18 protein-coding genes are annotated in these 12,516 nt (G+C 60.0%); all 18 read right to left on the reverse strand.

The window, feature by feature from the left end:
• Window positions 1-3: 3 nt before the first annotated feature.
• The gene (locus tag AB4O22_RS20755; RefSeq protein ID WP_038857204.1) at window positions 4-216 is read right to left on the reverse strand and encodes a tail protein X; all 213 of its coding nucleotides are present in this window, start codon (window positions 214-216) and stop codon (window positions 4-6) included.
• Complete coding sequence (locus AB4O22_RS20760; protein ID WP_460105991.1) at window positions 209-592, reverse strand: phage tail protein; 384 nt, start codon at window positions 590-592, stop codon at window positions 209-211. The genes AB4O22_RS20755 and AB4O22_RS20760 overlap by 8 nt, the downstream gene beginning before the upstream one ends.
• Complete coding sequence (locus AB4O22_RS20765) at window positions 592-2,769, reverse strand: phage tail tape measure protein (RefSeq protein ID WP_223529213.1); 2,178 nt, start codon at window positions 2,767-2,769, stop codon at window positions 592-594. The genes AB4O22_RS20760 and AB4O22_RS20765 overlap by 1 nt, the downstream gene beginning before the upstream one ends.
• 128 nt (window positions 2,770-2,897) lie before the next feature.
• Window positions 2,898-3,464: a phage tail assembly protein gene (locus AB4O22_RS20770; protein ID WP_053161950.1), complete on the reverse strand. Its 567-nt coding sequence runs from the start codon at window positions 3,462-3,464 to the stop codon at window positions 2,898-2,900.
• A gap of 151 nt (window positions 3,465-3,615) precedes the next feature.
• Entirely contained in the window at window positions 3,616-4,122 is a 507-nt protein-coding gene (locus tag AB4O22_RS20775) for a phage major tail tube protein (RefSeq protein WP_038855980.1), read from the reverse strand.
• Window positions 4,122-5,288, reverse strand: a complete 1,167-nt coding sequence (locus tag AB4O22_RS20780; RefSeq protein ID WP_014336823.1) for a phage tail sheath protein — start codon at window positions 5,286-5,288, stop codon at window positions 4,122-4,124. The genes AB4O22_RS20775 and AB4O22_RS20780 overlap by 1 nt, the downstream gene beginning before the upstream one ends.
• Before the next feature lie 2 nt (window positions 5,289-5,290).
• Window positions 5,291-5,518 carry a hypothetical protein gene (locus AB4O22_RS20785; RefSeq protein ID WP_223470217.1) on the reverse strand — a complete coding sequence of 76 codons (228 nt, stop codon included), beginning with the start codon at window positions 5,516-5,518 and terminating at the stop codon, window positions 5,291-5,293.
• 85 nt (window positions 5,519-5,603) lie between these two features.
• Window positions 5,604-5,861, reverse strand: a complete 258-nt coding sequence (locus AB4O22_RS20790; RefSeq protein ID WP_460097055.1) for a tail fiber assembly protein — start codon at window positions 5,859-5,861, stop codon at window positions 5,604-5,606.
• 9 nt (window positions 5,862-5,870) lie between these two features.
• Complete coding sequence (locus tag AB4O22_RS20795; protein ID WP_460097056.1) at window positions 5,871-6,491, reverse strand: hypothetical protein; 621 nt, start codon at window positions 6,489-6,491, stop codon at window positions 5,871-5,873.
• A 24-nt stretch (window positions 6,492-6,515) separates the two neighbouring features.
• Window positions 6,516-7,046, reverse strand: a complete 531-nt coding sequence (locus tag AB4O22_RS20800; protein ID WP_223470222.1) for a phage tail protein — start codon at window positions 7,044-7,046, stop codon at window positions 6,516-6,518.
• On the reverse strand, window positions 7,043-7,687 hold the full coding sequence (locus AB4O22_RS20805) for a phage tail protein I (RefSeq protein ID WP_223470224.1): 645 nt from the start codon (window positions 7,685-7,687) through the stop codon (window positions 7,043-7,045). The genes AB4O22_RS20800 and AB4O22_RS20805 overlap by 4 nt, the downstream gene beginning before the upstream one ends.
• Entirely contained in the window at window positions 7,684-8,679 is a 996-nt protein-coding gene (locus tag AB4O22_RS20810) for a baseplate J/gp47 family protein (protein ID WP_027912175.1), read from the reverse strand. The genes AB4O22_RS20805 and AB4O22_RS20810 overlap by 4 nt, the downstream gene beginning before the upstream one ends.
• On the reverse strand, window positions 8,676-9,008 hold the full coding sequence (locus AB4O22_RS20815; protein WP_027912174.1) for a phage baseplate protein: 333 nt from the start codon (window positions 9,006-9,008) through the stop codon (window positions 8,676-8,678). The genes AB4O22_RS20810 and AB4O22_RS20815 overlap by 4 nt, the downstream gene beginning before the upstream one ends.
• A gap of 11 nt (window positions 9,009-9,019) precedes the next feature.
• On the reverse strand, window positions 9,020-9,631 hold the full coding sequence (locus AB4O22_RS20820; RefSeq protein WP_223470228.1) for a phage baseplate assembly protein V: 612 nt from the start codon (window positions 9,629-9,631) through the stop codon (window positions 9,020-9,022).
• A gap of 3 nt (window positions 9,632-9,634) precedes the next feature.
• Window positions 9,635-10,147 carry a hypothetical protein gene (locus AB4O22_RS20825; protein ID WP_039010711.1) on the reverse strand — a complete coding sequence of 171 codons (513 nt, stop codon included), beginning with the start codon at window positions 10,145-10,147 and terminating at the stop codon, window positions 9,635-9,637.
• Between the two features lie 36 nt (window positions 10,148-10,183).
• The gene (locus AB4O22_RS20830) at window positions 10,184-10,534 is read right to left on the reverse strand and encodes a phage holin family protein (protein WP_003198302.1); all 351 of its coding nucleotides are present in this window, start codon (window positions 10,532-10,534) and stop codon (window positions 10,184-10,186) included.
• Between the two features lie 131 nt (window positions 10,535-10,665).
• A complete protein-coding gene (locus tag AB4O22_RS20835; RefSeq protein ID WP_027912171.1) occupies window positions 10,666-11,094 on the reverse strand; it encodes a hypothetical protein in 429 nt (142 codons plus the stop codon).
• A gap of 545 nt (window positions 11,095-11,639) precedes the next feature.
• Window positions 11,640-12,374, reverse strand: coding sequence for a LexA family transcriptional regulator (locus AB4O22_RS20840; protein ID WP_003198297.1), 735 nt, complete (start codon window positions 12,372-12,374; stop codon window positions 11,640-11,642).
• Between the last annotated feature and the right edge of the window lie 142 nt (window positions 12,375-12,516).

Below are 12,516 nucleotides of genomic sequence, written 5' to 3' on the forward strand. Positions count from 1 at the left end.
TCCTTAATCCCAGGCCGAAACCGGTGTGGGTGCAACAGGTTTGAGATCCACTTCCGGCAGGACCACCCAGACACCCGCAGGCAATACCGGGCCCCATTCGGCCAGCTCCGGATTGAGCAGCCAGAGCGCCTCCTCGACGATATCGTCACAACGCCCAAGCTCGCGGTACAGCAACAGACTCACCGAATCACCGGCGATACTTCGAACCCTACGCATTGGCGAACTCCGACAATTCAACCACCCAGCCGACCACCATCGCCGTACCGTCATCAATGATCTCGGTCTGGGTTTCCGTCACCTTGTTGATCTGCCACAAGCCCCAGTTGCGACCGATGCCGTCAACCAACGGCACGGGCACGCGCTGCGCCTGCAAGGCGCGCAACTCATCGAGGCGATCCATGGCGGTCGCGTACATCGACTTGCCGGTGATCGTCAGCCCTTGCAGGCCTTGGCCGACCTGGCTGGACTTGGGTTTGCTGGTGAGGATGTCGATGCTCTTCCAGCCACCGTCCGAGGTGCGTACCAGGCTGTGGTACGCAAAGTTTCTCGACAGACCGAAAATGAAACTGCCAAGTGCCATTTGCTGACGCATCACGTACCTCCGTCGGTCAGGGCCGCGTCACTGCGCATGGCGAGTGAGTCGGGCATGGTCGTCAAGCCGAATTGGCCCGAGAGCTGCTGCACGACCAGGTTGGCCAACTGAGTCGCGCTGGCCTGGTCCTGGCCGTTGATGTAGATGTTTGCGGTCATGGTGTTCTGTTGCGTGGTTGTCTGGGTGCTGGCCAGGTCCTTGCTGACCTGTTCTGGAGCGGCGAGTCTGTCGGCGGGGGCGACGAGCTTCTCACCCAGGGACGCGCCGGCATCGCTCCCCAGCCAGCCGCCCAGCAGTCCGCCAATCAGCCCACCAATGGCAGTGCCGAGCACCGGAACAACACTCCCCAAAGCGGCACCGGCCGCAGACCCCGCAGCAGCGCCTGCCCAGCCGCCACCTGCGGCGCCCAAGCCTGCGCCCATCATTCGTTTGTCGCCGGTAAGGACACCCTCGGCCACATCAGCGACGGCGCCGACTACTTTCAATGGGCCGGGCGCCCTGCGAGTCATCGAGCGTAACGAGGCCGTTGGCCCGAGTGAAAAACGCCTTGCGGCCCCCTGTGAGCCTCGTGTACTGACACGTATTTTCGGCCTGTTCGTGGATTCGGGACGCTGGTTGGCACTGCGTGTATCCAGCTTGTTCACACGAGGATTTCTGAAGTCTTCGGAGATCACCTCACCCAATCGGCCGGGAAGGTGCGGAGCAGCCCTACCTAACACCCGCTTGGCCACCTGATTGGACATCTCATCCCCTACAGCCTTGAGCAACGCGCCCACCAGCGGTTTGATCGCTGCGCCAATCAATACGATAGCTGCGGCGGCTTTAGGTGAGGACTCCGCCAACTCACTCATGCCGTCGGCCAGCGATCCCAGCCACTGGAACGAAGTATCCGCCGAGGGCATCAGGGCATTTCCCGTGGCCAGCGACAAACGCTCGCTGCGGGCGTTGAGGACGTTCAGCTGGCCCTGCCGGGTGTTCGACAGGGCCAACGCGTCCTGCCGCACCGAACCGTTGTTACCCAGTTGCGATGTAGCGTATTGGCCTGGGTCTTTCACCTGCCAGAACGCCGCGTTCACATCGTCGAGTTTCTGCGACATGCGCAGTACCGCCGCATCCCCAGTGCCAAACAGCGAAGAGGCCAGGGTCGAGCGTTTTTCGGCCGGCTGCGCGTTCAAGGCCGCCAGGACCGACATCACTGTCCCCGGCGCGGCATTCTTGTCACGCAAGCCGCTCGCTACCTCTTTGGGATCAAGCCCCAGTTGCTTCCAGGCCGCTTGCTCGGTCGCGGAGGCCTGATCGCCCTTGCCTAAAGCGGTCGTGAAGTGGTCGAGCGCCACACCCGCTTCAGCTTGTTGCGCGCCGGTATTGAGAAGTGCCGCCGTCAGTGCCGCAGCTTGGGCAGGCTGCAGGCCCGCCGAGGTCGCGGCCGCACCGTCACGCTGCAGCACTGTGCCGATCTCACTCGCTTTCGCACCACCGGGAATCTTGCTCAGGTGGTTGGTTGCATCCGCCAGATCAAATGCTTTCTCTGCGCTGAGCTTCATGGAAGTGCGCCAGCCGAGCACCATTTCAGCGGCTTCCATGGCCGGCATTTTGAACGTCGATGCTGTGACGCCCGCATCACTGGCGAAGCGCAACAGTGCCAATTGCCGGTCCGAGGCATTGGGCAGGTCGCTGCCGATTCCCGCCCTGGCCGCCAGACTTTCCATCCTCACTAACTCAACCGCCGTGGTCCCGCCGGCCGCCACCAATGGCGCACTGGCGATACGCTGGGTTGGTTCTGCCATCTCTGCAATCTGGCGAGGCGTGAGTTGGCCGGCCTGCTTCAGATCGGCCACGGCCGAATCCATCGCTATCGCGGGTTTGAGCAGCACCGGTGGTTCGATGCCGCCACCCGACTTACCCTTTGACTCATTGGCCGACTCGCCCTTGGCGCCAGCGCCCATCGTTTGAGAAAACAATCGTTGCGCCGAAAGCTTCACGGTCAGCGACTCGATCGCCGTGGTCAGCAGGCCGAGCTTGAGCCCGAGTGTTTCCAGCGCCAGATCGAGGCTCGCCAGTTGATCCCTGGCAAACGCGCCTTGTGCCGACACGCCACTGGTGAGGCTGGTATTGCCGAACGCCAACCCACTGTCATTGAAGGCTGCGTATTTGAGCGAATATCTATCGTCCGCCATCCCGCTCTACTCCTGTTTCACGCCAAGGCGAGTGATCGCGATGTCGTAGCGGCGCAAGGCCTTGCCGGCGTCCCATTCCAGGATTTCCGCCTCACTTACCGAGTAAATGAGCGGCACCACATCGAGGATCACTTCGATGTCGCGCTCCGAAAGAAGTCCGCCGGTTTGTTTAAAAAATCGTCGATGCGCACCTGAAGTTGTGTCCAGTCGGGCACGGTCAGCAGGTCCAGATCGGGAATCATCAGGCCGGTGCAATGGGCCGTGATGAACTCGGCGCGCTCCTTGGCCGTCTTCAGTTTTTTCATCGCCTTGGTCGCACGCAGCACCGGCATTTCCAGGGTCAGCGCGGTCAGGCTGCGGCCCGCGACGTCGAGCGGTTGCAGCAGTTGCACCTGGTCGGGATCGGCCTGTGGGTCATCCAGAAAGTACGACGCCGGACGCGTGGACATTTCGTGCACGTATTGCGCAACGCTGACGTAGTCCGGGCGCTTGAGCTGATCGAGTTCCTTGATCGACAGGCCGGTGGCCAGTTTGGCCAGCTCGAAGAACTGGTCGTCTTCATCATCACCAGCGCGGGCCAGGGCTTCTTTCTGCGCGGCGTAGAACAGTGGTTTGAGTGGGAGCTGCTCGATCTGCGAGCCGTCGTCACCGTTGATCGGCGACAACAGCTCATGGGTAGGAGGCATCCAGGACATGAAATCGGTTCCTTGGTGAATCAGAGGACATCCTGTGGGAGCGAGCTTGCTCGCGATAGCGGGGTGTCAGACAGCTTGATACTGAATGAACCGCCGCCATCGCGAGCAAGCTCGCTCCCACAGGGATTGCATCTAGCCGGCCGGTAAGGGCTTAGGGCAACAACACCGCACGGCGCGCATCACCGAGAATGTCGACACCGTTGAGCACGAACTTCTGGGTGCGCACGTCGATGTCGATCACCGGAACGCCGTTTTCCAGGCGGTTGTAGGTGCGGCAGGACAGCTCCAGGTTGGTCTTGGGCTTCTCGGTCATTTTCAGCGGAGTTTCCTCGAGGGACTTCAACTTGCCGCCCACCGTGTGGTAGGTAAACCAGGTGTTGCCATCCTGATCCTGGCCGGCTTCACGCACGTTCAGCAGAATGTCGTCGCCCACGCTCACGCCCAGCGCCAGCATGACTTCCGGGCCGAGACCTTGCAGCGTCAGCTTGGCCGTCAGCACCTTGCCGCCCTTGGCCATTTCCTCACCAATGAAACGGCCGCCGCGCATCTCTTCCATCTCGAATTCGATCTTCGGCGGGGTGAAATCTTCCACGGTTGCCGACAACGGCAGGCCTTGCAGGGTGGCCGCGATGGCCTGTCTTACGCGGTTGGTAAACATTAGAGAACGTCCTCCAGGAACTGCTCGATGATTTCATCGCGGGCATTGAGTTGATAAATCATGTGTTCGTTCGGCGCGTAGCGGCCGTAGTCGATGACCACGTACCAGGTGCCGTTCTTGTACTTCTCGACGCTGTTCAATTCCGGATGCAGGTACACGCTGCCGCCAGGGATGGTTTCGTCGGCGACCAGGGTCTGCAGCCAGTCGTTGATGCGCTTGACCTCCTGGTCCATGAACGACTTGGTCAGGTTCTTGGCCATGGCCTTCTGGCCGGCCTTCACCAGCTTGCGGCTGATGGCATCTTCGAGGCCGACGTAGCTGATGAACTTGCCGGTGATGGAACGGTTGCCCAGCAGCGAGAAGCCGCCGAGGATGGTCCGGGCGTAGTAGCTGACGCCGTAACGGTTGAGCAGATCGCCTTCGGTGGAGGTGTCGAGAATGTTGTATTCGACGGTACGCGAGACGTCTTCGGCGTAGGTGACCTGGTTGCCCGGGCTCTCCCATTGCTTGACCTTGGCGAGGGCGGCGATGGCCAGGCTCGACGGGGCCAGGAAGACGTTTTTCTTCGCGGCCTTGGAGTACACCGCCGGCATGTTGTGTACCACCAGGCAACGGTCGAAACCGAGGTCCGCGCCGCCCAGTTCCTGGCTGTAGGTCACTTGATCAGCGACCGCGGCGTCCTTGCCATCGAGCACCACACGGGCCTTGATGCGCTTGCCGAACGAGGCGAACTCGCTGGCCACCGCCTTGGTGCCGGTGAAGCCCGGCGCGCCGATGATGGTCAGGTCTTCAGCGACCCCACTCAACGCCGCCAGGCCGAGTTTGCGACCGGTCTGCGCTTCGATACCGCCGATCACGTTGTTCTGCGTATCGGCCAGCGTGGCGCCCTCTTCGACGATGACGACGTAGACCGGCACCTTGACCACTTTGAGGATCTGGTAGACCGCCTGGAACAGCGTCCCCGCTTCGGCACCGGTTGGGTCCAACTGGGCCTGGGTGGTGAAGCTGTTGATGCGGAACGGGGTGTTTTTCGGGATCAGCAGGTTGGCATTCGGCGCGGTGCCGACCAGCCCGATGACGTTGTCACCCAGGCCACCCATGGCCTCGGGAGATTCGGTGGCATTGACGGTAATGCCGTTGTGCTCGAAGTTCAAAACCTCAGCCATGGTTATTCAGCCTTTTTGGTGGCGGCCTTCAAGGCCTTGGTGGTTGGGGTGGCTTGCGTGTCAGCTGCCGGTTGCTGCGTATCCAGGACGCTGGTCAGCTCGAGACGACCGGCACTGCGCAAGGCACTGGCCTCGACATCCAACAGCTCCAGTTTCTGGCCGGCGCTCGACCAGTGGCCGCCACCGGTAGGAAATGGCAGCAGCACGGTGTATTGCTTACGAATGGGCATCTACGGTCTCTCCAGATGCGAAAAACACAAAAGCCCCATGGCGGGGCTTGGTGCGGGCGAAAAAAACCGCTCTCGCGGTCGTGGTCTACTTGATGAAATCTGGCAGTACAGGCCAGAGCAGCCTGGACGGCTCCGCATCCGTTTCGGGGATGTCTCGCAAGGCCTGACGATAAGCCTTGATCTCGGCCAGCTGGGCTTCTGTTGCGGGGAAGTCCGCTAATTGGGTGAAGTCCGTGTCTCGCAGCAGTTGGTTGCGGCGTGTGCGAATGGCGGCCCATTCGATTTCACGCGACGGTACGGCGATTGGATTTTCGGGAGTGTCATTGTTGGACAGATCAGACATGTTCATTCCTTAGCTGAAAACAACGGTTTCGGCCAGCGACAACCTGGTGGTCAAATCCCCAAGATTGAATAACCGACCATTGCCCACGCGCATGGTGTCAATGCGCACGGTGGTGTAATAAACGTTGGGAATCAGAATTCGCATGACGATATTGCCGTTTGTGTCGGCATAGACAGCAGGAGTCATATTCCCAAAGGTCGAGACGCTTTGCAGAACCCGAGTGGGCTGATAGCAATACCCCACCAACGTTTCGTCGATTATTTTGGCTGTGCCGTAGCTGTAGCCCTTGATGTTGAACCAGAACATCTCCGAATGAACATTGATGTTAAGCGGCACTTTGAAATGCATGTACACATTTGCACTGGCACCCAGGTTGGTGGAAACAAAATCACCCTGTGCCGTTGCGCCATAGACGCCGCCAGTCCCGAAGACGTGTCCCTGCAAAACGTTGCGACGAATCGTGCCCAGGGCGCTTGGGTCCCCTTCCACATCCTTCAGGCTTCGCCACTCATTGAACTGGGTCAAAGCCGTGGCCATGGTCGTGTTGATACTGCCGATCTTTCCATTGACCACCGTGGTCAAGTTGTTGGCCGCCGATACCAGCGACGCGATAGTGGTTTCCAGACTCACATTCAGGTTCCTTGTACTATTTGATTATTTGGCTTCGAGCGCCATCACTCGAAACATCAGGCCCACGTGCCGCGCCATGTTGTCGATATTGGCGGTAGCCAACGTGGCGATTTCTTCACTCAATAGGATGTTCAGGTTGTCGGCCCCCACCACCACCGTGACGCTTTGCGCCGGCAACGGTGATATATCCAGCGTGAACTTTTGCAATACTCGCGCTGCAGCGGCTTTGTAGGTCAGCAGCTTTCCAGTCACCGAATACACCGCCAACAGCGTGCCGGTGGAAAGATAGAAACCGAACTCGCCAATCTCATATTCATCCGGCCCCTCAAACAGAGCGGCCATTCTCAGTTGCCCTGGATCCAGATCTTCGTAATCCACGATTGGCACACGCTGTCGCTCATTGCGAAGCGCCGTTTCCGACCCATTGGGATCGTAGCGGGCGGTGCCGGCACCGATGTGAGTGATCTCACCTTTCAAGCCTTGGTTCTTTGCCTGCAACACTTCGGCCAGGCCGGCGGAAGTGAAGCGAACCAAGCGCGTAATGTCTTCTGTCATGGCTGCGCCCTGAGGTCGTAATCGTTAATGGTGTAGCGCTGGGAAATCCCAATACCGGGAAGTCGCGCAGCGAGTTCAAGTAGCGGCAATGCCCCGCACAAAGACAGCTCACCGTCGCTGATTGGTCCATGCATCGCTGCCGTCGCTGCCAGGCCGCCACTCGTTTGATGCACCAGGGTGATGGTGGCTTGATCGCGCTCGCTCTTTGCCGCATTGATCCGCTGAATCAAGCGGTTGTGATCGCCGCTGGACCAGTCCTGGCCAATGATCGCCTGTACATCAAAGGTGTAGGGGTGAGCACGAGGTTGCTGCTCGTACCAAGCGGTGACGTGAGGCGTGAACCCCAATGATTCAACGGCGTGATTCAAGGCTTGACGGGTGCCCGCCTGACGCTGGATTTGCCAGGACAAAGAAACGGTCAGGCGTTTTTCCAGGTCACTGGCTCCCGCATTCCACTCACTGACCCCACGATCCGCCGCGAGATACGGCAGGAACGCCAAGGGCGTGGTCGCCGGGTTCATCAGCTCGGGAAACGGCGGATCGATGCGTTCGAGCAACCGTGCGAAACCGAGATCAAGCGCCCTTTCCAGCGGCGAACTGTTGACCGGCAGCAGGCTCGGGCGAGGCGTGTCGTCACTCATAACGTATCCACCTCGACTTCGATGCCCGTGCAGTACGGGGCTTGAAAAGCCGTCGTCACAATCGGCGCAAGCGGTTCGAGAATCTGCAGTTGAACCGCGCCCGCGCTGTGCAGCGTGTAGTCGATCCAGCTGGGGTCCACCCGCCCTTCCAGGCGATGACACGCCTCGGCATACGCCTGCAACTGCTGTTCGGCGGCAACCTGGGTCAACCCTGAATCCGGGCCGGCATTGATCTTCGCCACGACGCGGATTTTGTAAGGTTTGATCTGCGCGGCCTGGACGATGACCAGGTCCGTTTCCGGGCGTACATCCGGCCGGGCGAAATGCTGGCGAACACCGTCGAGCAGTTCCTCGGCGGGCGTGCCGTCGCCGTCACGGGACAGCACCGTGACCGTGACTTCGCCCGGCGCGGTGCGGCGTCCGTTGCCATCCTTGACCTGCGCCGCATGACCATCCGGGTCGAAGGTGTAGGTGACTGTCACCACGCCCGCCGAACCGTTTTCCACCTTCACCGCTGGACGTTCGCCCAGGGTAAAAATCTCCCGCCGATACTGCATGCGCGATCCGGCCGCCGGGGCATGGGGCGCCAGGTAGTAGCGCAACCGCGCATCGTCATCGCTCTCGTAGACCGGGGGGATGGGCGGGAACGCCACCGGGTCGCCCGGATCGAGCAACTGACGCTCAAGGCCCATGTCCGCGAGGCGAGCGTCGAGGTTGGTGCCCGTGGCCCACCACGCCAACATCTGCTTGATGCGGGCGTTGTATTTACGCTCGTGGGTTTGCAGCCGGACACAGAACGCCTCAAGGGCCAGGGTCAGCAGTTCGCTTTCGTTTTCGAGGCTGTCCACCAGCTTCGCCGCGCTTGCCGGAGAGCGTGCGCCGACGTACTCGACCACGAAGGTCTTGAACTCTGCGAGCAAGTCCTCGAACGCTTCGACAGTGACGATGGCCGGTTCGGCCAATTGGTTCTGGCCGGGTATCAACATGCTCATGTCACCACCTCGAAAGTCTGTTTGCGGTTTTTCCAGGTGCCTGCGAAACGCAACAGCAACCCGGCCCCCTGTCGGCTGGCGACAATGACCTGCGGCTCGAAATCATCGATGCCGTTGTCCGGGTTGTAGAACGCTTGGGCCGCGTGGCTCTGGGCAAGGATCAGCAGGTCATCACCGAGGTTCTGCCCCAGCAACTGCGTGAGTGCGCAGCCATACAACGGGCGCTTCTGGCGAGTGCCCAACGGCGTGGTCAATGCACGGGTGGCGCGCTGCACGAACTGCAGCCAGTCGTCGACCATGGCGCCGGTGTTTCGATCGATTCCAATCATGAGGAAATCTCTTATGCGGTACTGATGACGCGTCCCTGGTGATCCACTACCGGGCCGCTCAGGTGCACACCGGAGGCGTCGAGCCGAATGCCGACGGCGCCGACTTGCAATTCGATGGCCTCGGGTGTCATCGCCAGCCGCGACAGGCCAATGTTCAACTGCAGGGCTTCGCGAGAACCGCTGAACGTCGCCGGGCCGTTTTGCCAGTGCAGGACATGGCTGGCGTGGTCGTAGCCGTTTTCCGTACCGTCCTGATAGAGGCGCCGCGTCAGCGAGGCCTGGGTCGAGACAGGCGGGAACTGACCGCCGTTGAGGCCGAACAACGCCACCGCCTGTCCGCCGCTCTCGCCGCCGCCATGATTCAGCAACAGGCATTGCTCACCCACGGACGGAATCCGCGACTCGCTCTGGGCCCCGGCGCTCGGGTTGAAAAAGCGGATCGCCGGGGTCAGCAGTCCACCATGGCTGACTTTGCAGGTGTTGCTGGCCGCGTCGACTTCCTGGCAAACGCCGATGCGACAGAAACTCTCCGCCCGCCGGTGCATGTCTTCCAGCTCGGTTTCCATCTGCGCCAGACGCTCGATGATCGGCCCCAGATGCATCCGTAACAGCGCATCAAACATGGGTCAGCCCTCGAGAGCGGTGTATTGGTCCGGGTCGTCGATGTTCGACACTTCCCAGGTGCGGGCAAACTTCGGGATGCCCAGCGGGTCTTCCAACAGCGTCGGGCCCAAGTACAGGGTTTGGTTGAAGGAAAGGGTCCAGGCGGTGTACGCCCGCGCCGGGTTAATGAACGTGGATGGCAGGCCATCGAGCTCCGTGGGCAGGTCGCATTGATCGCCCGATAGCCCCCAGCGGTTATCCATGACCAGGTGTTTCAACTCCCCGGCCAGATCGCAGGCATCCCATCCTGGAACGGCCATGACCACTTGCAAGGAAACCGTCAGGACATGGGCGATACGCCCGTCATTGGCGCGGTTACCGGGCGCATCACGCTCAAGGGCAATCAGCACCCAGGGTTGATCGTCGGTGCCATCGAAATCCTGGGGGCTGCCGACTTTCAAGGCGGGATAAATGGCGCGCAGCGTCTGGGCAATGGCCGAGCACAACTGCGACGGTTTTTCGATAAGGGCAGGCATTGATCGCCTCCGTTGGTATGAATCAGCGCTGTCGCTTCACTGCTGGTCGGGAGGAACGTCCCGCGGAGGGACTTCGCAAACGCCGAGCCGCTTGGCGACCCAGCGCTCGTAAAGACCGATCGCCACATCGGCGCCAGCCATGGCGGTCAGGCAACCCAAGGCGCAGGCGCTCCAGATCGACATGCCGAGGGCGTACAAAAGCATGGTTGCCGATACGCCGCAGACCACGCAGGCACCTGAGCGCAAGGCCAGGCGTCGCAATAACGACCAGCCACGGGCCCCCTCCTTGTCAGCGCGCCACATCTCGCCGGACACCCCGCCCACCAGGGCGAGCACGATGACCAGCCAGATCGGCATGTCCAGCAACGCTTGTTGCTCGTTTGTCATGTCTCGTTTCCTGGGGGTGATTAAGATTGGGCGGGTAAGTTGTTTGAAGTTGAATGAGATGCGGGTCGGTGAAACCCATTAAGTCGCTAGAAACGGCGTTCAAACGTTTGTCAGGCAATTGGGGGCTGACATCACTTTGGCGCAGCGCAGGTCGCGCCTTTGTAAGTCATGGTGTAGGTGTAGTGCCTGTCCCAAGACAGCGGTAGCGCACTGGGTGCGGCCCATTCCGCGTAGTTACCCGACATCGAACCAGCGACAGCTAACTTACCCATGGCAATGGTCGCGAGATTGTTGGCGCTCCCTGCACCCGGCATTGGCACACTCCCATTCCATTGGAGATCGTCCCCGTTCTGGAACCATGCGCCCTTCCAGCCGGCCTGCGAACTCGAGTACCAGGTATTGTCCGCTTTGAAGCAGATCGTTTGGTTGGCATAAAAACCACCGCCCGGAACGTGGTAGTAAGCGAATTGCCAGGAACCGACAGGTGAGGTTTCAGCAAACGCATGGAGGGTCTGGGTAGCCAGGACGGCTGCGATCAGCACGCTGAGCACTTTTTTCATCAGTTTTCTTCCTTTAAACGAGTGGTTTTTTTGAGAACGTCGATACACGTTTTTATCTGGACACCTCCTTACCCTTCACGAGTGAGCGCATGGAAATCTCTTTACTTAATTTGAAGTGCCTCGCGGCACAGGCATTCCAAAAAGCCCGGTTGCCCAGGCTTTTCAGTAATGCGCTTGATCTTTCGGCGCGACTGGCGCGGTACGGATCCATTCAAATTGTTCCTCCGACCGCGGTCCCTGCCCGCCGGATAACTGCTTCTGGTGCTTTACGCTGCACACCCGGGTCAGTTGCCAACCCTCTGAACCGTTAAGGCCGGTTCATCGCTGCCTGTTGGTGGAACTAAAGAGCCTCGTTGCCAGCCGCTTTGTCGAGCGGCTTGGACACAGAATATGCATCGATGCATATACAGTCAATGCGTAAATGCATTTATTTATGCGCGACCAATGCGCAAATGCATGAAACCCTTGGGAACACGGGGGTTGCGGCTTTTCAGGAGGCGAAAAAAAACCCGCACAACGGCGGGTTTTATCTGACAGCGGAGGGGTTAGCGGGCGTACATGCCCCACCAGAAGACGTGTCCGAGGATGACGATTTGCTCGTCCTGCATTTCCTGGAAGGTGTAGTCCTCATCCGGATGCTCATCACGGTTGAAGCTGCGCAGGCGGATGCCAGTGGGCAGGCGATAAAGCTGCTTCACCCGCAATTGGCCGTTGTGATTGATGGCGTAGAGGTCACCGTCGACGATGTCGCCAATCCCACACTTGCCTGCGTTCACCCCAACCGTGGCCCCGTCGCGCAGCACCGGCAACATACTGTTGCCGCGCACCGTCACGCATTTGGCCTGGTCGAACTGCACGCCGTTATGGCGCAGGCTGCGCTTGCCAAAGCGCAGGCTTGAGCGCTCGCTTTCCTCGATGACGAATCTTCCTGATCCAGCAGCCAATTCAACCTCGCGCAGAAAAGGGACCGACACTTCGTCTTCTTCGACGGGTGTTTCGTCGTCCCACAGGCTTATGTCCTTGAGTTCGGAATGCGGCTCATCGCGGCGGGCATTGCCGGCGGGCACAACGTCCGCGCGCCCGCGCAACTGATCGGTACTCACGGCAAAATATTCGGCGATCTTCGAGATGTGTTTATCCGAAGGATCGACGATCTTGCCGCTGAGGATCCGCGAGAGGGTGGACTGAGGCACGCCGGTACGCCGGTGAAGCTCCGTGGGGGAGATCCCGTGCTGATCGAGCAATGCTCTTAATACGGTCGAAACGTTGCGTTTTTGCATAACGCGCATAGTGCTTGTTCTTTTCGCAGAAGACAAATGCTGTTTTGCATAAATATGCAATGTGTAGGAGCTGTCGAGTGCAACGAGGCTGCGATCTTTCCCCAGACACTTGAATCTCAAGCGAAAGATCAAAAGATCGCAG

Source organism: Pseudomonas sp. S3_B11 (genome assembly GCF_054667715.1).